The sequence below is a fragment of the Mesorhizobium sp. B2-4-7 genome, assembly GCF_006442685.1.
GTDB lineage: Bacteria > Pseudomonadota > Alphaproteobacteria > Rhizobiales > Rhizobiaceae > Mesorhizobium.
The window spans coordinates 218,277-238,751 of sequence record NZ_VFVH01000005.1 but is presented as its reverse complement, the minus strand read 5'-3'; the positions used below and the strand labels follow the sequence as shown (position 1 = coordinate 238,751).

Here is a 20,475-nt window from a genome sequence, read left to right as displayed (position 1 = left end):
CGGCGAGCGGCTCTGCGACGTGACCCGCGATCCCATCTTCATCGACTGACCATCAGCCCAGGACCGGCAACTCAAGGACACCTCAATGGACCGCAATCCCTTTTCCGAAGCCGAGATCGCCGGCCGCTTGTCGAAAGTTCGCACGGCATTGGCAGAGCGCAAGCTCGACGCCGCCGTCTTCGCCTCGCCGGAGACTGTTTTCTACCTCACCGGCCTCGACCATTGGGGTTATTTCGCGCCGCACCTCCTGATCGTCGCGCTCGACCGGCGTCCTATCCTGGTCACCCGGTCGATGGAGAAGGTGACGATCGAGAATCAGGTGAAGGCAGCAGAATTCCGCGGTCACTCCGACAGTGAGACGGCGGCCGACCTCGCCGCGCGCGTCATTTCCGAACCCGGCCTGGCCGGCAAACGGATCGGCATCGAAAACTGGACCTCCGGCCTCAGCCACGGCCTCGCCCTGAAGCTTGAGGCGCAGGCCGACGCCAAGTGGAGCGACGTCTCGGGACTGGTCGACAAGATGCGGTTGGTGAAGAGCGCCGAGGAACAGGTGCTGATGCGCCGCGCCGCCAAGGTCACGGATGCTGCGGCAGGTGCCGCCATCGCTGCCATCTCCGACGGCGCCGCCGAGCAGGAGGTTGCCGCCCAATGCGTGGCGGCGATGGTGCGCGCCGGCGGCCACGCGCCGGGCTTCGGCCCGTTCATCCGGCCCGCCGCCCGGCTCGGCGAGGAGCACACGACCTGGGGCGACGGCATCTATCGCAGCGGCGAGCCGGTCTTCGTCGAACTGTCGGGCTGTGTCTCGCGCTATCACGCGCCGCTTGGCCGGCTGATCCGCATCGGCAACATCAAGGACGAAGATGCCGCCATGGCCGAGGTCACGGCCAAGGCATTCGAGGCCGTCGTCAGGGCGCTCGAGCCAGGCGCCAGGGCGCGCGATGTCTACGCCGCCTGGCAAGGCGTCGCCGACGAGGCCGGCCTGTCGCATTATCGCCGCCATCATTGCGGCTATCTCGTCGGCATCGGCCAGCCGCCCTCATGGACCGGCGGCAATTCGGTGACGGGCCTCAGGCACGATTCCGATCTCGAAATCGAGACCGGGATGAGCTTCCACATCCTGTCCTGGCTGATGGGCACCGGCCGCGGCGACCATTTCATCTCCAACACCGTGCTGCTGACCGATGCGGGGGCCGAAGTGCTGACCCGCACCCCGGCCGGCCCGATCGTCCGCTAGACCATGAACATGGCGCGCTATTCGGCGTTTTCGATTTTCCGCAATGCCCTTTCCGGCCAGAAGAACTGGCGGCGCGCCTGGCGCGCGGCCGAGCCGAAGCCCGCCTATGACGTGATCGTCGTCGGTGGCGGCGGGCATGGCCTTGCGACGGCTTTCTACCTCGCCGAGAACCACGGCATCCGCAATGTCGCCGTTCTGGAAAAGGGCTATGTCGGCGGCGGCAATGTCGGCCGCAACACCACCGTCATCCGCTCCAACTACCTGCTTGACGGCAACACCCAGTTCTACGAATTCTCGGTCAAGCTGTGGGAAGGCTTGTCGCGGGCGCTGAACTTCAACGTGATGTTTTCGCAGCGCGGCCAGATCGTCACTGCCCATTCGGCCGATCAACTCGACACATTCAGCCATCGCGCCAACATCATGCGTCTGAACGGCATCGACGCCGACATACTCGACCGCGACGCTGTGCGCCGGCTGGTACCCTATCTCGATTTCTCCGAAACCGCGCGATTTCCGATCCATGGTGCGATCTTGCAAGGCCGCGCAGGCACGGCGCGTCATGACGCCGTCGCCTGGGGCTATGCGCGCGCTGCCGACGGCCACGGGGTCGACATCATCCAGAATTGCGAGGTGACCGGCTTTGTCCGCAACGGCGAAAGGATCGTCGGCGTCGAGACCAGCAAGGGCCGCATCGGCGCCGGCAAGGTCGGCCTCGCCGTCGCAGGCCATACTTCGCTCCTTGCCGCCAGGGCCGGCCTGGAACTGCCGATCGAAAGCCACGTGCTCCAGGCTTTCGTCACCGAGCCGCTCAAGCCGCTGGTAGATCACGTCGTCGCTTATGGCGCAGACCATTTCTATGTCAGCCAGTCGGACAAGGGCGGGCTGGTCTTCGGCGGCAATCTCGACGGCTACAATTCCTACGCCCAGCGCGGCAATCTCGGCGTCGTGCGCGAAGTGGCGGAGGCGGCGATAGCCCTGATGCCCTGCATCTCGCGTGTCAGGCTGCTGCGCCATTGGGGCGGCGTCATGGACATGACGCCGGACGCCAGTCCGATCATCTGCCCGACCCCGATAGAAGGGCTCTATCTCAATGGCGGCTGGTGCTATGGCGGCTTCAAGGCGACGCCGGCCTCCGGCTGGTGCTTTGCCCATATGCTGGCCACCGGCAAGCCGCATCCGCTGACCGCCGCCTACGCGCTCGACCGTTTCCGGACCGGCCACACGCTCGACGAGGCCGGCGCCGGACCCTCGGCCTGGCTGCAATAGAGAGCGAGAGAAATGCTTCGCATCGACTGCCCATGCTGCGGCCCGCGCGACCATGACGAGTTCCGCTATGGCGGCGACGCTTCCGCGGTGCGCCCGGCGCATGACGATCCCGATCCGGAGGCGTGGTACCGCTATGTCTATGTGCGCAAGAACCCGGCGGGACCGCACCGTGAATTCTGGCAGCACGTGACCGGCTGCCGGCAATGGCTGGTCATCGAGCGCGACACGAGGAACCACGCTATCGCATCGGTCGGCTTCGCCAGGAAAATGCCAGCATGAAAATGATTGGAAATCGTCTGGCCGCCGGCGGCCGCATCGACCGCACGCAGCCGCTCCGCTTCACATTCGACGGCCGCGAGCTGGGCGGCTATCGAGGCGATACGCTTGCTTCCGCGCTGCTTGCCAATCGGCTCATGCTGACAGGCCGCAGCTTCAAATACCATCGGCCGCGCGGCATCTTCTCGGCCGGCCCGGAAGAACCCAACGCGCTGGTTACGCTCGGAAGCGGTGGACGGCGCGAACCGAACCTTCCGGCCACGACACTGGAACTGGCTGAAGGTATGACTGCCGAAAGCCAGAATCGCTGGCCGTCCCTTGCCTTCGACGTGCAGAGCGTCAACGGCCTGTTTGCGCCCCTTCTTTCTGCCGGCTTCTACTACAAGACCTTCATGGGTCCGACCCGCCGCGCCTGGATGTTCTACGAGCATTTCATCCGTAAAGCCGCGGGATTGGGCCGGGCCGGCACCGAACCCGATCCCGACCGTTACGAGACCCGGCATGCATTTGCCGATGTTGCAGTCGTCGGCGGCGGCCCTGCCGGCCTGTCGGCGGCGCGCGCCGCGGCAGCCAGCGGCGCCAGGGTCGTCCTCGTCGAACAGGACTTTCTGCTCGGTGGCCAACTTCTTGCCGAGCGCACCGATGGCAAGGCGGCAGCCTGGCTGACAAAGATCGAGGCGGAGCTTGCAGGCCAGCCCAACGTCACCCTGATGCGCAAGACGATGGCCTTCGGCACCTATGACGGCAACACGCTGGGGCTGATCGAGCGGCATGACGGCCAGGTCGCGCAAGGCGCTGCGCGGCAGGTTTTCACCGTGCTTCGCGCCGGCTCGATCATCTTTGCGGCCGGTGCTATCGAACGGCCGCTGGTGTTCTCCAACAACGACCGGCCAGGCATCATGCTGGCGTCCGCCGCCCGGACCTATCTCAACCGCTTCGCCGTGCTGCCGGGGAAGAATATCCTCGTGGCCACGATGAACGACGGTGCCTATCGCGCTGCTTTCGACCTCGCCGCCGCCGGCGCGCGAGTGACGGTCGCGGACCAGCGCGGCGCTCCGCCCGCCGGTCTGGCGGCGGAAGCCGGACGCCTGAACGTAGAGATCCGCTCCGGAACCCGGATCGCCGATCTGCGCGGCAGCCATGCGGTGAAGGCCGTACGGCTTGCCGGCCCGAGCGCCAAATCGGAAATCGCCTGCGATTTCGTCTGCGTCTCCGGCGGCTGGTCGCCGACCGTGCATCTCACCTCGCATCTTGGCGTCAGGCCCGTCTATCGCGACGACATCGACGGCTTCGTTCCGGGCGGCTTTCCGGCAGGCCAGTTCGGCGCCGGCGCGATGATGGGGCGCTTCTCGACCGCCGACGCGATCGAGGACGGCCACCGCGCCGGCGTCGAAGCGGCATGCTTCTGTGGAAAACCGGCGGCCATGCCGGCGCCGGATGAACTCGATCTCGAAGGGGCCCCGGCCGCTCCCTTTCGTGCGATCTCTTCCGCGGGGCGCGGCAAGGCCTTCGTCGATCTACAGATGGATGTGACCACCAAGGACATCGAGCTCGCCCATCGCGAGGGCTATGAATCCGTCGAACACCTGAAGCGCTACACCACGCTCGGCATGGGGACCGACCAGGGCAAAACCAGCAATTTCGCAGCACTTTCGGCCATGGCGGCGCTGCGCCGGGCAACGATTGCGCAAACCGGAACCACGACCTTTCGCCCACCCTACGCGGCGGTCGCGATCGGCGCGCTGGCCGGTCGCGCCGTCGGTCATCACTTCAAGCCGGTCCGTCGCACGCCGATGCACGACTGGCACCTGGCAAACGGTGCCGAGATGCTCGAGGTCGGTCTCTGGATGCGTCCGTATTTCTATCGCGATGCCGGACGCGACGTGAATGAAGCCTATGTCGCGGAGATGCGGATCGTGCGCGGCGGCGCCGGGCTGATGGACATTTCCACCCTCGGCAAGATCGACGTGCAGGGGCCGGACGCGGCCATATTCCTCGACCGTGTCTACGCCAACGGTTTCGCCAAGCTTCCCGTTGGCCGCGCGCGCTACGGCGTCATGCTGCGCGACGACGGCGTCGTCTTCGACGACGGCACCACCACGCGCTTGTCGCAAAATCGCTTCTTCACGACCACCTCTACCGCCAGGGCCGCCGATGTCCTGTCGCGGCTGGAATTCCTGCTCGACACCGCCTGGCCGGATTTGCGTGTCGCGGTCTCTTCGGTAAGCGACGAGTGGGCGGCGATGTCGATCGCCGGGCCACGAAGCCGCGATGTCCTTGCCGCCGCCTTTCCCGCGCTCGATGTCTCCAACGAGACGCTGCCGCATATGGGCGTCATCGAAGCCGAGTTCGACGGACGGGCCCTGCGCGTTATCCGCCTCAGCTATTCCGGCGAGCGCGCCTACGAGATCTATGTCGGCGCCAGCGCCGGCGAACAGGCCTGGAGCCGTCTCATCGAAGCAGGCGCGCCGGTCGGCCTCAAACCTTATGGCGTCGAGGCGCTTGGTGCGCTGCGCGTCGAAAAGGGCCACGTCGCCGGGCCCGAGATCGATGGCCGCACCACGCTCGACGATCTCGGCCTCGGGCGCATGGCCGGCAAACGCGGCGGATTCGTCGGCGACGTCCTGCGTCGTCGTCCGGCCTTTCAGGCACCCGACCGCCAGCGCCTCATCGGGCTGGAATGCATCGAGGACGGCAAGCGGCTGCGCGGAGGCGCCATATTGTTCCTGCCTGGCGATGCCGTCACCGGCCACGGGCGCGGTCGGATCACCTCGGTTACCTTCAGCCCGGAACTCGGCCACTATGTCGGACTGGCGCTGTTCGCGGGCAATGCCGCGGCCGAAGGAGACGAGATCATCGCGGTCTACCCGATGCGGACAGAGACGGTTCGCGCCCGCGTCGTGCCTTCTGTCTTCCTAGACCCCAAGGGAGAGCGCATGCATGGTTGAACCTGTGCTGTCGAAGGACTTCAACCTGTGGGCCTCCGATTGCCCGATCATTCAGATCGAGGGCTGGGACGGAACACTGGCAAGATTCGAAACGAGCGTCTCGCAGGCCTTGGGCGCGACGCTCCCTGCCAGCGTCGGCGAGACGGTTCGGCACGCTGGCGCCCTCATCGTCAGGATCGCGCCCTGCCGTCTTTGGCTGATCGTCGAGACAGGCGCGGAACCGCCCGCCATTGCGATCGATCCGGAATTGGGCTGCTCGGTTCTGCTTGGTGAAGGCCGGGTGCGGTTCAGGATGGAGGGTGCGCGTCTTCAGGACATTCTCTCTGCCTGCATGCCGGTCGACTGGTCGTCCGCCGCTTCGGCCCCTGGCCGTGCTGTACAGACGTCCATCCATCACGTGCCGGCGCTCTATCTGCGAACGGGCGAGAGCAGCTGCGACCTGATCGTGCCGCGAAGCTTCGCCATCAGCCTTGCCGACTGGATTGCCGCCGCGTTAAAGCAATCCCGGGAAAAGTGCGTAACGTTTTCCGCTCGCGATTGCGTAAGGAAAAAGCTGGACCTGTCCGGCGCAGCGGCCGCTAAACCGGCAGGACGCACCGCGCGCATACCTTTTGCACGACGGTCGATATAGTCGTCCGCATCGGCGAAGGTCTCGGCATCACTGGTGGAGGCCGACACGCCACGGCAGCGCGCCGGCCTCCGCCTTGGTTAGCGGCTCAGTTGTGGCGGATTTCCGTGCCGAGCACTTTCAGGCACTCACGGATGAAGGCGGCCAGCGCCGTCCATCCCTTGGCCGACACCATCGTACCATCGACATAGGCTTCCGTCGGCGAGAGGTCGATATAGGTACCGCCCGCGAGAGTGACTTCCGGCTCGCAGGCGCCCAGCGCGCCGACCTTCTTGCCGCGCACGACGCCGTCGACCGCAATCAGGATCTGCACGCCATGGCAGATCGTGAAGATCGGCTTCTTGGTCTCGTGAAAGTGTCGAACGATCGTCTGCACCCGCTTGTCGGTGCGGATGTATTCCGGTCCGCGTCCGCCCGCGCAGTAGACCGCGTGGTACTGGTCGAGCTGCTTTTCCGCATCCGAGAACGTCTTGTTGATCAACGCGTAGTGTCCGAGCTTTTCGGTGTAGGTCTGGTCGCCCTCGAAATCGTGCAGCGAGGTCTTGATCAGGTCGCCCGCATTCTTGTCGGGGCAGACGACATGGACCGTGTGGCCGACGGCTTCCATCGCTTGCTGGTAAACGAAAATCTCGTATTCCTCGGTGAACTCACCGGTCAGCATCAATATCTTCTTGCCTGGCATAGCTCTTCCTCTCTGTTGTTGGCATGCAAGGCGCATCACGCGCCTTGCCTCATTCGGATTGCGGGCCTCAGAACGGGGAGTCGGGGAAGTAATATTCCTTGGCGTTGGCCTGGGTTATGAGCGGGGCGTCGAGTTTGACGGCACCGCGAACCGGAGCCTGACCGATCAAGTTGGCCACGGTCATGTAGATAGCGGTCTTGATCATCGCCGGCGGATACGGCGTCTCGACCGGTGTCATCGCATCCCCGTCTATCACCTTCTTCACGATGTCCTTCATGCCGTTGCCGCCGAGCGCTAGCTTGATATCGGTTCGGCCGGACTGCTTGACGGCCTCGAGCACACCGAGAAGCATGTCGTCGTCATTGGCCCAGACCGCATCGATGTGCGGGTGCTTGGCCAGGTAATCCTGCATGAGCTTGAAGGCCTCGTCGCTGTTCCAGTGGGCATACTGCATGTCGAGCACCTTCAGGCCGGTGCCCTTGATGGTATCCTCGAAGCCCTTGATGCGCTCGTCGTCGATGACGGTGGGAATGCCGCGCAGCACGACGACGTCACCTTTGCCGCCCAGTTTGTCGATCATGAACTTCGCCGTATTGGTGCCAACCGCGATGTTGTCGCCGGCAAGATACAGGTCCTGAATGGAAGGGTCAGTCAATCCCCTGTCGACGACGGTGATGAACGTACCCATCTCCTTGATGGCTTTCACCGGCTGGGTCAGTTCCTCGGAGGTGTAGGGCAGTATCACCAGCGCATCCAGCTTGCGGCTGGCCGACAGATCCTCCAGCGCGCTTACCTGGTCGGCCGCCGAGGGCGACGTCTTCACGACGACTTCGACATCCGGGAAGGCCGCGTTGATTTCCTTTGCGGCGGCCTGCGCGTGATAGACGATGCCGGCCGTCCAGCCATGATCCGCCGCCGGGATCGACACCGCGACCACCTTCTTGTCGGCTGCAAGCGCCTGGCCGGCCACCATCAGTGCGCCGACTGCCGCAACGGCAACCCATTTCCTGCTAAACATAAATACCTCCCAGAGATATGGACCACACAACAGGCGCCCGTCCGGTCCGAAGACGAGCTATTTCGAAAATCTTTGCACGAGCATGGCGATGATGATGATGACGCCCTGCACCGCGGCGACGAGGTATTCGGAAACGAAATCCGACAACACCATCAGGTTGGCGATCAGCTCCAGGATCACCGCACCGGCGATGGTGCCCCAGATGCGGCCCTTGCCGCCCCGCAGCGCCGTTCCGCCAATGACAACGGCCGTTATCACCTGCAGCTCCCAAAGCTGTCCGGTGGTCGGGGTGGCGGCTCCCAGACGAGGCACGTAACAGATTGCGGCGACCGCCACGCATGCACCCTGGATGACATAGGCAATGGTGCGCGTCTTGACGACCGAGATGCCCGAATAGCGGGCGACGTCCTCGTTCGCGCCCACCGCCGCGCATTTGCGGCCATATTTGGTCTTGTAGAGGACAAATGCGCCGACCACCGCAACGAGCGCCGACAGAAGGATCGGCACCGGAATGCCCGCGACGGCGCCGAAATAGACCGGCCGGTACGCGTCCCGCAGCGAGCGATCGATCGGGATCGTGCCGCCATCGGTCATATAGGTGATCAGTGCGCGGAAGATACCCATTGTGCCGAGCGTGGCGATGAACGGCTCGATCCTTCCGACCGTGACGATGAGACCGTTCGCGAGGCCGCATAGAAGCCCCGCGACGACTGCTATCACCATGCCTGCCGGGATGGCCCAAAGGCCGAGGCTGGGGGCCATCATGTTCATGAACATGATCGTGACGCCGGCGATGAAGGCGACCATCGAGCCGACCGAAAGGTCGAGCCCGCCTGATGAGATCACAAATGTGGCGCCGACGGCTATGATGGCGACATAAGCGCTGCGCGTGATCACGTTGCCCAGGTTTGTCGCGGAAAGAAAATCCGGATTGATGAGGAATCCCGCCACCAGCAGTGCGAACAATGCGAGGAAAGGGCCGGCATCCGTCCACGAGAAATGGTGCTGCCTGTCGCTTCGGGCAGACATGGAATGGGTAAGCGCCGTCACTGTCTTCCTCCTTGGGCCGTGCCATGGCCTTTGTCACTGGTCGCCAGCAGCGCGATGTTGCTTTCGATCATCGTTTCGCCCGAGACCTCGCCGCTGATCCTGCCTTCGCGCATGACCAGGACGCGGTCGCAGATGCCGACCAGTTCCTGCATCTCCGACGAGATGACGATGCAGGCTTTGCCTTGGCCCACGAGTTCCTGGATGAAGGCGTAGATCTGCGCCTTGTTGGCGATGTCGATCCCGCGCGTCGGCTCATCGATGATCACGACCGAAGGATTGGTCAGGAGCACCTTGGCCAGCAGAAGTTTCTGCTGGTTTCCGCCCGAAAGCTGCCCTGCCCTGGCGTTGTGGCTCTTCACCCGGATGTCGTAGCTGGAGACGGCCCGCGCGAGCGCCTCGGATTCGCGGCCGCGCAGAACCAGAAGTCCCGGATGCAGAAGGCCAAGCGACGAGAGGGTCAGGTTCGGCGCCAGCCGCTCCTGCAAAAGCAGGCCCTTGCCCTTGCGATCTTCCGTCAGATAGCCGATGCCCGCCTCTATGGCCTCGCGCTGTGAATGTATCTGTATCGGCGAACCGTTGAGCTCGATCGTAGCCGTCGCCGGCCTAAGCCCCACAATGCCTTCGAACAACTCGGTTCGCCCCGCCCCGATCATGCCGGCGAAGCCAAGAATCTCGCCTTTGTGAACGGTAAAGGACACGTCCCGTGCATAACCTGGAACAGTCGCGTTTCTGACGGTCAGCATGGGCCGGCTCGTCTGGACCTCGCGCTTGTGAGGATAAAGCGCGGCGAGTTCGCGCCCGACCATAAGCTGCGCCATGTCGGCCTGGCTCAACGCATGGCCGGGATAGGTGCCGATCATCTTGCCGTCGCGCAGGACCGTGACCTTGTCCGCCAGCCGCTGCACCTCGTCGAGGCGATGGCTGATGTAGAGAACCGCGATGCCCCGCGCCCTGAGCCCGAAGATGATGGCGAGCAAACGCTCGACCTCCCCACCGGTCAGCACCGCTGTTGGCTCGTCGAAGATGACGACCCTGTGGTCGTCGAGCAACGCGCGGGCGATTTGCACGAGCTGGCGATCCGCCAGCGAAATGTCTCGGACCAGCGCGGTCGGCGACACCTCGCAACCGATCTCGGCCAGTTTCGCGGCCGCTATGCGGCGCATGGCGCCTTCATCGACGATTCCGCGCCTGGAGAGCTCGCGGCCGAGAAAGAGATTGTCAGTCACCGTGAGCGCTTCGGCCAGGAGGATTTCCTGATGCACCAGCGCGATGCCGGCCGCCTGCGCCTGGTGAGGTGCCCTGAAACTCACGCGGTCACCGGCCATGGACAGGCTGCCGGCGGTTGGCTCGATGTAACCGGAAAGCAAGCGCATGAACGTCGACTTGCCGGCGCCATTCTCGCCGATGACGGCATGGATCTCGCCAGGGAAAATATCCAGCGTGATGTCCGACAACACGGTCACCGGGCCGTATTGTTTGCAAAGCCCTTCCGCGCGTAGCACCGGAGCCACAGCCGGTGTGGGCTCCGGCGGCAAAGCGGTGACGCTTCCGTCGATGCGAGTGGCAACTGGCATCGCGGCCTACTCGAATGCAGGCAGGAGCCTGTCCCGCGAATTCTCTATGTGCACGCGCATGGCCTTTTCGGCGGCAACCGGATCGCTGGCCGCGAAAGCGGCGAGGATGGCTTCGTGCTCGTCGAGCGCCTCCTCGGTGACCCGCGAGTGATACATCAGGCGGAAAATGTGGAAGTGGGTGTGCTGGTGGTTCAGCGTTTCGCGGATGAGCTCGTTCTGCGCGAACTCCATGACCTTGTCGTGGAAGATAGCATCCTGGCGGGCGAAGTTCGAATAACGCAGGCGTTCGTCCTTGCCCACCCGCCTGGCCATCACGCCAGCCGCCTCCTGCAAAATCATCAGCCGGGCTTCATCGAGCGCAGCGGCTGTCTTGGCGGCGGCTGCGGGTTCGAGCAGCAGGCGCAGTTCATAGAGTTCGTCGAAACGGCGCCGTGTGATCTGGGGCGCGGCTCGGTACCCGATAAGATGGGTTTTCACCACCAGGCCCTCGCCTTCCAGCCGCCCAAGAGCTTCGCGGATGGGCGTATGCGAGACGTTGAACTCCTTGACGAGGTTATCGACGGTGATCCGCGATCCCGGAGCTATCTTCAGCGACATCAGCTGCTGGAAGATCGCCTCGTAGACGTCGCCCGACAGGCTGTTGGCGCGCTGGATGCGGCCTGTCAACCGAGCGTCATTGTCGACGGTAAGGTCTGGATTCTGCATGTTTTGCCTCTTGACAGGGGCGACCTCTAACACGATGCTCCGCGCAATTCAATCCTATATCCTATACGATTTTATAGAGGATATTTCGTGAGGCAGGAAAACTCGACGACGGCTCTGGCCCGTGCCTTGCCCGAACCACGCCACGCACGCTGGGCAAGCGGTGATCTCCGATCCCCCGCTCCCCAATCCATATTCGAAGGACACACTTCATGACGCTATTTGCAGCAGCCCGGTTGCCGCATGAGATTCTTTTCGGCAAAGGCCAGCGCCACGCGCTGCCTGATATTGCCGCCAGATATGGCCGGCGCGCATTCATCTGCACGGATGAGCGTTTCGCCGGGACGCCAATGTTCGCGCAGATCAGCGCGGCACTGAGAGCAGGCTCGATCGAAACGCTCGTGTACGATCGCATCCTCCCGGATGTCCCTCGTGACAGCGTTGCCGTCTGTGCCGCCCATGCGAAGGACTTCAAGCCGGACATGGTGATCGGGATCGGTGGCGGCAGCTGCCTGGACATGGCCAAAAGCGCCGCGCTGCTGATCAGTCACGGCGGGTCGCTTCAGGACTACTACGGGGAGTTCAAGGTGCCCGGCCCCACGCTTCCGGTAATCGCGGTCCCGACCACCGCCGGCACCGGTTCGGAAGTGACGCCGGTGGCGGTGATCTCCGATCCGGAGCGGACGCTTAAGGTCGGCATTTCCAGTCCCCATCTCATTGCCGCGGTCGCGCTCTGCGATCCGGAACTCACCTCGACATGCCCGCCCTCCCTCACGGCAATTGCCGGAGCCGACGCGCTCACCCACGCGATCGAAGCCTTTACGTCCGCCAAACGCGGCGCCGATCCGCACTTGCCGCAGCGGCATGTCTTCGTCGGCAAGAGCGCCCTTACCGATCATTTCGCGCTGCTGGCCATCCAGCTCCTGGGCCGCAGTCTCGAAAAGGCGTACAGGGACGGCTCGGACGAAGACGCACGCGCCGATGTCATGATGGGAGCGCTGGCGGCCGGCTGCGCTTTCGGCACGGCCGGAACGGCGGCTGCCCACGCCGTGCAATATCCCGTCGGCGCGCTTACCCACACGCCGCACGGATTGGGCGTGGCGACGATGCTTCCCTACGTGATGAGCTACAATCTGCCCGCCGCGACCGACGAAATAGCGGCGGTCGGCGCCGCTCTGGGGGTGACGGAGACAAAGAGCGCCGAGGCGACCGCGCGCGCCACCATCGATGAGGTGGCCCGGCTGTTCGCGGCGATCGGCATCACCCGCACGCTGGCCGATCTGGGTCTTCCACACGACAAGATCGACTGGACCGCCGAGCAGGCGCTCGGCATCGATCGGCTGATCAAGAACAACCCTCGTCCTTTCGACATCGCCGCGATGCGGCGGCTGGTGAGGGCCGCCTATGACGGCGACATGGCCGCAAGCTCAGTCTGACCAGAGGTGATGAGATGAACGTACCCCAAGGGCAACTCAACGAAGATCCGGACATGTTCGACTACACCACATTCTCGCACGGCCTCTATATCGACGGACACTGGCGACCGTCTTGCGACGGTCGTCTCATTGAGGTGATCGATCCTTCCACGGAGGCCGTGATTGCGGCTGTCCCGGACGCCACGATTGCCGATGCCGCCGCTGCCGTCGAGGCGGCTGCGAAGGCGGCGGCAGGCTGGCGCGCAACCGCGCCGCGCAAGCGTTCGGAAATACTGCGGCGTTGTTTCGAATTGATGGTCGAACGGTCCGATACGCTGGCGGCGCTGATCTCGCTGGAGAACGGCAAGGCGCTGCGGGACGCGCGCGGCGAGGTCGCCTATGCGGCTGAATTCTTCCGCTGGAATGCCGAGGAAGCGGTGCGCATCAGCGGCGAGTTCGGCCTGGCGCCGTCAGGCGCCAACCGGATCGTCGTTGATTATCATCCGATCGGCATCTGCGTGCTCATAACGCCCTGGAATTTCCCCGCCGCCATGGCGACACGCAAGATCGCGCCGGCGCTGGCCGCCGGCTGCACCGTCATTCTGAAGCCCGCCAGCGAGACGCCCCTGACCGCCTACGCGCTCGCCGCGCTGTACGAGGAGGCGGGTGTGCCTCCCGGCGTCGTCAATGTGCTCACCACTTCGAACCCCGGACCAGTGACCTCCGCCATGCTCGCCGACCCGCGCGTCCGGAAGCTATCCTTCACCGGTTCGACCGGCGTGGGTCGTGTTCTGCTGGCCGAAGCCGCCAAGCACGTCATCTCATGCTCGATGGAACTCGGCGGCAACGCCCCGTTCATCGTCTTCGATGACGCCGATCTGGACGCGGCCCTCGACGGCGCGATGGTCGCCAAGATGCGAAACGCCGGCGAGGCCTGCACGGCAGCCAACCGCATCTACGCGCAGGCCGGCATCCATGACGCTTTTGCCGAAGGTCTGCGCCAACGCATGGCCGCGCTCAAGCTCGGTTCAGGCACCGACCCGGACACCGAATGCGGTCCGATGATTACCAGGAAGGCCGTCGACAAGATCGATCGGCTGGTCAAGGACGCGGTCGCCCGTGGGGCCAGGACCCTGTGCGGCGGCGCGGTCGCCGACGACAAGGGCTATTTCTATCCGCCGACCGTCCTTCGGGACGTGCCCGCCAATGCCGAGATGGCGCAGGAGGAGATATTCGGTCCGGTGGCCCCGATCAGCCGCTTCGAGAACGAGGACGAAGTCATCGCGCGCGCCAACGACACGGAATACGGCCTTGCCGCCTACATCTACACGCGTGATCTGGCCAGGGGCATGCACGTGGCATCGAAGATCGAAACGGGCATGGTCGCGCTCAATCGCGGCCTGATGTCGGATCCGGCGGCACCTTTCGGCGGCGTCAAGCAGAGCGGCCTTGGCCGCGAAGGCGGACAGAAGCACGGCATTGCCGAGTTCATGGAGGCGAAGTACATCGCCGTGACCATGTGAACGGGCACCCCATGCAGAATGATCCTTTCCGCATCCGCGACCACGTCGCCGAGTTCGACGACATCGTCGCCGAGATCGTTCGTCGCAGCACGGAGGTGCGCGCAACAATACCGATGGTTGCCGACATCGCCTATGGAGCGGATGCCACCGAGACCATCGACCTGTTCTTTCCGGAGGGCAAACGCGACCGCCTGCCGGTCCATGTGTTCATCCATGGCGGCTACTGGCGCATGTTCTCCAAGCGCGACTATTCCTATGTCGCCGAGACGGTGACGCGCGCCGGCGCAATCGCGGTCATCGTCGATTATGCGCTGATGCCGGCTGTGAGGATGGCCACGATCGTCGACCAGGTGCGGCGCGCCAAAAGCTGGGTGCTCGACCATATCGGCGATCACGGCGGCGATACCGAGCGCCTGACCGTGAGCGGACATTCAGCCGGCGCCCAACTTGCGACGATGCTTTTCAATGACGACGGCCGGACTTCGACAATCAAAGGCGCGTTGCTGCTTGGCGGTCTCTACGACCTGAAGCCCCTTCAGACCTCTTTCCTTGCCGCCGAGATCGCGATAACGGACGAGGACGCAGCCAGGTTCTCGCCGCTCACCCGCCGTTTCGATCCGTCGGTGTCGGTCGAGATCGCTGTCGGCACCGATGAAACGCCGCCATTCCACAGCCAGGCCGAGGCGTTTACGCGGCATCTGAAGGAGCAGGGACTACAGGTCTCGCAGACCGCCCTTCCTGGAGCCAATCACATGAGCAGCGTTCTCGACCTCGGCTTGGCCGGCACCGAGGCGGCAACCATGCTGACAAACCTGGTTTCCGGCTGAGGCCATTGGCGTTCCGTCAAAAGCTGGCACTTTCAGCTGTCACCCGCGTCCCGAGCGCTTTACCTGTCTCCATCGGATCTGCTCTCACCGCGCGGGGTTGGAAACGATCGCTCATGCGATGCCAGCGCCAGCTGGCTGAGCATGACGAATTGACGGACATCCACCGGCCGCGCAACGAGGTCGTCGAGCTTCCCGAACAGCGGCATCAGATGTGGCATGGAGAGGTGCCTGTCGAGATCGTCCTTCGAACGCCAGTTCTCGTAAAACATGAATACGCAGGGGTCAGCCGGGTCGACATGGAAGTCGTAGTTGATGCAGCCCTCCTCGGCACGTGTCGGTTCGACGAGGCCCGACAGGATTCTTTGCAGTTCATCGCGGGTTTCGGGTTTGGCAACCACGGTGCCGATGGCCGTATAGGGAACCGTCATCTCATTTCCTCCCCTGGCTGAGTGCAACGGCAAGGATGATGATGGCGCCGCGCGCGACTAGCTGCTGGCTGAACTCCAACCCCATCAGAATCAGGCCGTTATTGATGAGGCCGATCATCAGCGCGCCGACAATTGTCCCGATCACCGTGCCGGAGCCGCCGAACAGGCTGGTGCCGCCAAGCACCGCCGCGGCTATCACCGACAGTTCGTCGCCTTGGCCGAGTTGGAAGCGCCCCGATTGCAGCCGGCCGGCGTAAAGCATTCCGGCCAGCGCCGCCGCCATGGCCGAGATGGTAAGCACGCGGAACTTGACCGACTTGGTGTCGATGCCGGAATAACGCGCCGCGATCTCGCCGCCGCCGGTGGCCAGCACGCGGCGGCCAAAGCTCGTTCGCCTCAAAACGACGTGGCCGACGGCTCCCGGCACCAGCATCCAGATCAGCAGCACCGGCACCGGCCCGACATTGCCGCCGCCGAAGATCCAGGAGTAGCTCTTCGAGATGATCGGCACCGCAGCCGTATCGCTGATCCACATTGCGGTGCCGGTAGCGATGCCCATCATAGCCAACGTGGTAAGGAAGGATGGAATTCCGACCCGCGTCGTCAACAGGCCGTTGAAGGTGCCGACGACGGCGCCTGTGGCGAGCCCCGCCATCACACCGGTGATCGGTCCGCCGGCGTCGATCGCCATCGCCGTCGTCACCGAGGCGAGACCCGCGACGGCACCAACGGACAGGTCGATCTCGCCTGCCGACAGAACATAGGTCATGGCGATCGCCATCACCGCGATCATCGCCGTCTGCCGCACGATGTTGAGCAGGTTGTTGAGGTTGAGGAAGCCCTTGTCGAACAACGTTATCGCGAAAATGATGAAGATGACGACGAAACCGATGTAGATGATGTTCTGCCGCCAGTTGGTGAGCCCAAGCCTCGCTGCCAGCGAGGACTGGGACGCGGCAGCCTGACTAGTGGACATGTATTCCTCCCTGGCTCTTGCTCAGCGCTTTCTGGATGACGATCTGCAGCTTGCGCTCGGCCGCCTGGAGTCGCGCAACCGGATCGTTCTTTGGCGCCGAGGGATCGTCGAGATCGGCGCGGCTGACATCGTCCACGACGCGCCCCTCGGAGACGACGATGATACGGTCGCAGGCCGACAGCATCTCGGACAGCTCCGACGAGATCATGATGATTGCCTTGCCGGCGTTGGCGAGCTGGCGAACCAGCAGGATGATTTCCGACTTCGAACCGATATCGATGCCGGAGGTCGGCTCGTCGAGGACCAGGATCTCCGGATTCCTCGAAAGCCATTTGCCGATGACGACCTTCTGCTGGTTGCCGCCCGAAAGTGTGCGCACCGGGCTGTCGCGCGATGCAGTCTTGATCCGCAGCTGGGCGATCTGGCGATCAGTCAGCTCGCGCATCTTTTTCGTCGACACAAAGGCCTTGCTGCTCAACTGGTCGAGCACGGCGAGCGTCATGTTGGAGGCGACCGAATGCTCCGCGATGACGCCCTGCCGTAGCCGATCCTCCGGCACCAGCGCCACACCGGCCTCGATGGCGTCACTTGGTCTGGCGATCGCCACCGGCTCGCCGGCAATGCGGATCTCGCCTTCGACGATCGGATCTATGCCGGCGATGACGCGCGCGATCGCCGACCGCCCGGAGCCCAGCAGCCCGGCTAGGCCGACCACTTCGCCGCTGTGGACGACGAAGCTGACGTTCTTCGGTTTCTCCACCCCTGAAACACCGTCGAGCTCAAGCAGCGGCGCCCCGACATTCGATTCGCCGCGTACCACGTCGGACAGACCACGCGAGCGTTTGCCGACAATATGCTCAATCATCGTTTCGATCGGCAGTTCCGACATCGGCGCGGTGATGACGTTGCGGCCATCGCGCAAGATCGTGGCGCGGTCGGCGATGCGGGCTATCTCGTCCATGCGGTGCGAGACATAGATGATGGCGACGCCTTCCGATCTCAGTTTGCGCAGGAAGGCAAACAGCCGCTCGACATCGGATACCGCCAGCGCCGTCGACGGTTCATCCAGGACCAGCACTTTCGCATTCTGCGAGATCGCCTTGACGATCTCCGTCAACTGCCGTTGGCCGGCGCCGAGATTGCCGATCGTCGCTTTCGGATCGACCTCGACCTGCAGCATGTCGAACAGGTCCTTGGCGCGTTTTTCGGCGGTGCGATCGTCGATCAGGCCGAACGCGACCTTGGCTTCGCGGGTCAGGAAAACATTCTGCGCCACGGTCAGCGTGGGGATGAGGCTCATTTCCTGGAAGATCATGGCGATGCCCGCCCGCCTTGAAGCTTCGGGCGAGATTTCGGCGAGTGGCTTGCCATCGACTAGAATGGTACCGGTGTCCGGTACATGAACGCCGTTCAACACTTTCAGGATGGTCGACTTACCGGCACCATTGCCACCGAGCAATGCGTGGATTTCGCCTTTCTCTACCCGCAGGTCGACATCGACCAGCGCCTTGACGCCGCCGAAGGATTTGGTGACGCCTTTCATTTCCACCGCATGAACAGGCGCCGCGATTGTCATGGTCGGACCTTGGTCCACTGGCCGGATTGGCCGGATTCGATCAGCGCGTCGGCCACCCGCTCGGTCTTGTAGCCATCCTCGAAATTGGGCAAGGGCTGCTTGCCCGAAACAATAGCCGAGAAGAAATCGAAACACTCCACGATCTTGGTTTCGGAATAGCCGATGCCGAGCGCCGGGATTGGCCACAGACCCGACCCATAGGGGTGCGCCGGACCGGAATAGACGGACCTGAAGCCGCGTGCATCCGCAGGATCATCGGCAAACATCACCTGCAATTCGTCGCGCCGTTCGTAGTTGAAAGCAATGGAGCCTTTGGTGCCGTGGATCTCGAAAGTGATGAAATTGTTGCGGCCATAGGCGTTGCGGGTCGCCTCCAGCGAACCGATCGCGCCGTCGGCGAATTTCAGCAGCGTCATCACCTCGTCGTCGACGTCGACCTCAGCCCGCTCGGTATCGGTATTCCTCTCTGCCGCGCCGAGCCTGTCGAGATTGCCGCGTTGGATCGGTCGCGTTTTGTTGTAGGTGCGCACCAACGCGCTGACCTCGGCGATCTCGCCGACCAGATAACGGGCAAGGTCGACGACATGGGTGCCGATGTCGCCGATCGAGCCGGACCCGGCGATCTTCCTCTGAAAGCGCCAGGACAGAGGCGAATCCGGATCGGCCGACCAGTCCTGCAGATAGGTGCCGCGGAAGTTGAGAATCTTACCGATGCGGCCTTCCTCTATGTACTGGCGGGCAAGCGCCACTGCCGGCGTGCGACGATAGTTGAAGGCAACCATGTGGATGACGCCGGCTTTGTTCACCGCGTCGAGCATGGTCTTTGCCTCGTCGCCGCCGCGCGCCAGCGGCTTTTCGCAGATGATGTGCTTGCCGGCTTCAGCGGCCGCGATCGCGATCGCGGCATGGCTGTCGTTCGGGGTGACGATGTCAATGACGTCGATGTCGGATCGCGTCACCACCGAACGCCAGTCAGCGGATGATTCCTCGAATCCGTAGCGACGGCGGCCTTCGTCGGCCAGTGCCTCGGTGATGTCGACCACCACCTTGCGCACGGGGATGGCGGGGGCGGGCCAGAAGAACATCGGCATCGTCGCATAAGCGAGCGCATGGGCTTTACCCATAAAGCCGCCGCCGATCATCGCCACGTTGAGCGTCTTGGTCATGATGGTCTCCTGTCGAATTGAGAAGAGGTGCGGCCGGCTGGGAGTGCGCCGGCCGCAGGGCGCGCTACATGCTGCCCTTGATCTTGTCGGTCGCCTCGGCGTGATAGACGGCTTTCCAACCCTCGAGCAGCGTGTCCTTGGTGACGGGCAGCGCCGGCAAGGCGACGAAGGCCGGAGCCTCCTTGCCGAGCAGACCGTAGCCTGCGAGCAGGGCTTCGGTGACGCCCTGGTCAAACGGACGCTGGGCGCCCAGGCCCTTCACGAAGCCCCCGCCCGCCATATTGATTGCGACGTTCTCGCCGAGGTCGCAGGTGGTGATGACAAGGTCGTCGCGACCAGCGGTGCGGGCCGCCGAGATGACGCCTTCGGCCGGCACGTCCCACACCGCCCAGATGCCGTTGATGGCAGGGTTGGAAGTGAGGATGGCCGATGCCGCCTTTTCGGCGTCGCCGGTGAAGTCCGGGCCGCCAATGCCTTGTTCGGCGACAATCTTGATATCGGGGTAGTTGTCGGCGATCGTCTTCTTAAAGCCATCATAACGCTGTTTGGTGACAAAGAAGTCGGCGGCGTGGAAGACCAGACCAATGTCGCCCTTGCCCCCCAGCGCCTTGGCCATCAGATGCGCTGCGGCGACGCCGTTGCCATAATTGTCGGCCGAGACTACGGAGACGTAATCCTTGCCCGCGACGAAGCCGGCCGGCACGTTGTCCATGAACACCAGCTTCACGCCCTTATCGGCAACTGCCCTGTACGCGGACGCCGTCGCCGACGGGTCGGTGGGGATCGAAACGATGATCTTGGGGTTCTGGGCCATCACAGTTTCGAGGTCGGCGACCTGCTTTTCCGGCTTGAATCCGGCATCGGTCGTGGCGATCACCTCGATGCCCATCTTGCCAAACTGGTCTTTGAGGCCGGCGATCTGCGCGCGTGACCAGTCATTGCCGCCATAGTGCATGACGATCGCCGCCGTCGCCTTCATGTCCTTGATCTTGGCCAGTTCCTCCTGCGTCAGATTGACGGACGCCGCCGACGCTGGAGCTTCGCCGTTCGGCCCCTTGGAGAGCACTGTCTTCTGCAGTTCGGCGAGTGCTGAATCGGGGTCGGCGAAAGCGGGAGCTGCGGTATAGAGGCTGGCGGCCAGCAATGCCGCCGTGAACGTCCCGGCTATTGTGTTGAAACGTGTCAT

18 protein-coding genes are annotated in these 20,475 nt (G+C 63.8%); 8 read left to right on the top strand and 10 right to left on the bottom strand.

The window, feature by feature from the left end; genetic code table 11:
* Positions 1-85 precede the first annotated feature (85 nt).
* From FJ946_RS16745 to FJ946_RS16725, 5 genes are read left to right on the top strand one after another with little or no spacing between them, the layout of a single operon-like run.
* Complete coding sequence (locus FJ946_RS16745) at positions 86-1,234, top strand: Xaa-Pro peptidase family protein (protein WP_140565569.1); 1,149 nt, start codon at positions 86-88, stop codon at positions 1,232-1,234.
* 9 nt (positions 1,235-1,243) lie between these two features.
* Complete coding sequence (locus tag FJ946_RS16740) at positions 1,244-2,500, top strand: sarcosine oxidase subunit beta family protein (RefSeq protein ID WP_140565572.1); 1,257 nt, start codon at positions 1,244-1,246, stop codon at positions 2,498-2,500.
* 12 nt (positions 2,501-2,512) lie between these two features.
* Complete coding sequence (locus FJ946_RS16735; protein ID WP_140565575.1) at positions 2,513-2,779, top strand: sarcosine oxidase subunit delta; 267 nt, start codon at positions 2,513-2,515, stop codon at positions 2,777-2,779.
* Positions 2,776-5,724, top strand: coding sequence for a sarcosine oxidase subunit alpha family protein (locus FJ946_RS16730; protein ID WP_348640506.1), 2,949 nt, complete (start codon positions 2,776-2,778; stop codon positions 5,722-5,724). Before FJ946_RS16735 ends, FJ946_RS16730 begins: the two co-directional genes overlap by 4 nt.
* Positions 5,717-6,355, top strand: a complete 639-nt coding sequence (locus tag FJ946_RS16725; protein ID WP_246673070.1) for a sarcosine oxidase subunit gamma family protein — start codon at positions 5,717-5,719, stop codon at positions 6,353-6,355. Before FJ946_RS16730 ends, FJ946_RS16725 begins: the two co-directional genes overlap by 8 nt.
* An 85-nt stretch (positions 6,356-6,440) precedes the next feature.
* Here the strand turns inward: FJ946_RS16725 and FJ946_RS16720 are convergent, their stop codons facing one another.
* The 5 genes from FJ946_RS16720 to FJ946_RS16700 form a co-directional block, all read right to left on the bottom strand.
* Complete coding sequence (locus tag FJ946_RS16720; protein WP_140499290.1) at positions 6,441-7,034, bottom strand: DJ-1/PfpI family protein; 594 nt, start codon at positions 7,032-7,034, stop codon at positions 6,441-6,443.
* A 67-nt stretch (positions 7,035-7,101) separates the two neighbouring features.
* Positions 7,102-8,052 (bottom strand): substrate-binding domain-containing protein, encoded by a 951-nt coding sequence (locus FJ946_RS16715; RefSeq protein WP_140499292.1) that lies wholly within the window; start codon positions 8,050-8,052, stop codon positions 7,102-7,104.
* Positions 8,053-8,109: 57 nt separating this feature from the next.
* Entirely contained in the window at positions 8,110-9,081 is a 972-nt protein-coding gene (locus tag FJ946_RS16710) for an ABC transporter permease (RefSeq protein WP_140499447.1), read from the bottom strand.
* A 17-nt stretch (positions 9,082-9,098) separates the two neighbouring features.
* Positions 9,099-10,676 carry a sugar ABC transporter ATP-binding protein gene (locus FJ946_RS16705; RefSeq protein WP_140565577.1) on the bottom strand — a complete coding sequence of 526 codons (1,578 nt, stop codon included), beginning with the start codon at positions 10,674-10,676 and terminating at the stop codon, positions 9,099-9,101.
* Between the two features lie 6 nt (positions 10,677-10,682).
* Positions 10,683-11,381: a GntR family transcriptional regulator gene (locus tag FJ946_RS16700; RefSeq protein WP_140565580.1), complete on the bottom strand. Its 699-nt coding sequence runs from the start codon at positions 11,379-11,381 to the stop codon at positions 10,683-10,685.
* Positions 11,382-11,590: 209 nt separating this feature from the next.
* Here FJ946_RS16700 and FJ946_RS16695 point away from each other — a divergent pair, with 209 nt between their 5' ends.
* The 3 genes from FJ946_RS16695 to FJ946_RS16685 are packed head-to-tail and all read left to right on the top strand — an operon-like array spanning position 11,591 to position 15,143.
* The gene (locus tag FJ946_RS16695; protein WP_140499298.1) at positions 11,591-12,814 is read left to right on the top strand and encodes an iron-containing alcohol dehydrogenase; all 1,224 of its coding nucleotides are present in this window, start codon (positions 11,591-11,593) and stop codon (positions 12,812-12,814) included.
* 14 nt (positions 12,815-12,828) lie between these two features.
* Complete coding sequence (locus FJ946_RS16690) at positions 12,829-14,316, top strand: NAD-dependent succinate-semialdehyde dehydrogenase (RefSeq protein WP_140565582.1); 1,488 nt, start codon at positions 12,829-12,831, stop codon at positions 14,314-14,316.
* 11 nt (positions 14,317-14,327) lie between these two features.
* Complete coding sequence (locus FJ946_RS16685) at positions 14,328-15,143, top strand: alpha/beta hydrolase (RefSeq protein ID WP_140499302.1); 816 nt, start codon at positions 14,328-14,330, stop codon at positions 15,141-15,143.
* 59 nt (positions 15,144-15,202) lie between these two features.
* Here FJ946_RS16685 and FJ946_RS16680 read toward each other — a convergent pair whose 3' ends face one another.
* The 5 genes from FJ946_RS16680 to FJ946_RS16660 all read right to left on the bottom strand — a co-directional run bounded on the left by FJ946_RS16680 (position 15,203) and on the right by FJ946_RS16660 (position 20,475).
* Positions 15,203-15,571: a putative quinol monooxygenase gene (locus tag FJ946_RS16680; RefSeq protein ID WP_140565585.1), complete on the bottom strand. Its 369-nt coding sequence runs from the start codon at positions 15,569-15,571 to the stop codon at positions 15,203-15,205.
* A 1-nt stretch (position 15,572) separates the two neighbouring features.
* Positions 15,573-16,547: an ABC transporter permease gene (locus FJ946_RS16675; RefSeq protein WP_140565588.1), complete on the bottom strand. Its 975-nt coding sequence runs from the start codon at positions 16,545-16,547 to the stop codon at positions 15,573-15,575.
* On the bottom strand, positions 16,537-18,123 hold the full coding sequence (locus tag FJ946_RS16670; protein WP_246681596.1) for a sugar ABC transporter ATP-binding protein: 1,587 nt from the start codon (positions 18,121-18,123) through the stop codon (positions 16,537-16,539). The genes FJ946_RS16675 and FJ946_RS16670 overlap by 11 nt, the downstream gene beginning before the upstream one ends.
* Positions 18,120-19,289, bottom strand: coding sequence for a Gfo/Idh/MocA family oxidoreductase (locus FJ946_RS16665; protein WP_140556250.1), 1,170 nt, complete (start codon positions 19,287-19,289; stop codon positions 18,120-18,122). The genes FJ946_RS16670 and FJ946_RS16665 overlap by 4 nt, the downstream gene beginning before the upstream one ends.
* A gap of 64 nt (positions 19,290-19,353) precedes the next feature.
* Entirely contained in the window at positions 19,354-20,475 is a 1,122-nt protein-coding gene (locus tag FJ946_RS16660) for a substrate-binding domain-containing protein (protein WP_140499310.1), read from the bottom strand.

Bases quoted from the DNA above. Each gene is read 5' to 3' on its own strand.
- FJ946_RS16745 (WP_140565569.1), top strand. From the start codon at position 86: ATGGACCGCAATCCCTTTTCCGAAGCCGAGATCGCCGGCCGCTTGTCG.
- FJ946_RS16740 (WP_140565572.1), top strand. From the start codon at position 1,244: ATGGCGCGCTATTCGGCGTTTTCGATTTTCCGCAATGCCCTTTCCGGC.
- FJ946_RS16735 (WP_140565575.1), top strand. From the start codon at position 2,513: ATGCTTCGCATCGACTGCCCATGCTGCGGCCCGCGCGACCATGACGAG.
- FJ946_RS16730 (WP_348640506.1), top strand. From the start codon at position 2,776: ATGAAAATGATTGGAAATCGTCTGGCCGCCGGCGGCCGCATCGACCGC.
- FJ946_RS16725 (WP_246673070.1), top strand. From the start codon at position 5,717: ATGGTTGAACCTGTGCTGTCGAAGGACTTCAACCTGTGGGCCTCCGAT.
- FJ946_RS16720 (WP_140499290.1), bottom strand. From the start codon at position 7,034: ATGCCAGGCAAGAAGATATTGATGCTGACCGGTGAGTTCACCGAGGAA.
- FJ946_RS16715 (WP_140499292.1), bottom strand. From the start codon at position 8,052: ATGTTTAGCAGGAAATGGGTTGCCGTTGCGGCAGTCGGCGCACTGATG.
- FJ946_RS16710 (WP_140499447.1), bottom strand. From the start codon at position 9,081: ATGTCTGCCCGAAGCGACAGGCAGCACCATTTCTCGTGGACGGATGCC.
- FJ946_RS16705 (WP_140565577.1), bottom strand. From the start codon at position 10,676: ATGCCAGTTGCCACTCGCATCGACGGAAGCGTCACCGCTTTGCCGCCG.
- FJ946_RS16700 (WP_140565580.1), bottom strand. From the start codon at position 11,381: ATGCAGAATCCAGACCTTACCGTCGACAATGACGCTCGGTTGACAGGC.
- FJ946_RS16695 (WP_140499298.1), top strand. From the start codon at position 11,591: ATGACGCTATTTGCAGCAGCCCGGTTGCCGCATGAGATTCTTTTCGGC.
- FJ946_RS16690 (WP_140565582.1), top strand. From the start codon at position 12,829: ATGAACGTACCCCAAGGGCAACTCAACGAAGATCCGGACATGTTCGAC.
- FJ946_RS16685 (WP_140499302.1), top strand. From the start codon at position 14,328: ATGCAGAATGATCCTTTCCGCATCCGCGACCACGTCGCCGAGTTCGAC.
- FJ946_RS16680 (WP_140565585.1), bottom strand. From the start codon at position 15,571: ATGACGGTTCCCTATACGGCCATCGGCACCGTGGTTGCCAAACCCGAA.
- FJ946_RS16675 (WP_140565588.1), bottom strand. From the start codon at position 16,547: ATGTCCACTAGTCAGGCTGCCGCGTCCCAGTCCTCGCTGGCAGCGAGG.
- FJ946_RS16670 (WP_246681596.1), bottom strand. From the start codon at position 18,123: ATGACAATCGCGGCGCCTGTTCATGCGGTGGAAATGAAAGGCGTCACC.
- FJ946_RS16665 (WP_140556250.1), bottom strand. From the start codon at position 19,289: ATGACCAAGACGCTCAACGTGGCGATGATCGGCGGCGGCTTTATGGGT.
- FJ946_RS16660 (WP_140499310.1), bottom strand. From the start codon at position 20,475: ATGACACGTTTCAACACAATAGCCGGGACGTTCACGGCGGCATTGCTG.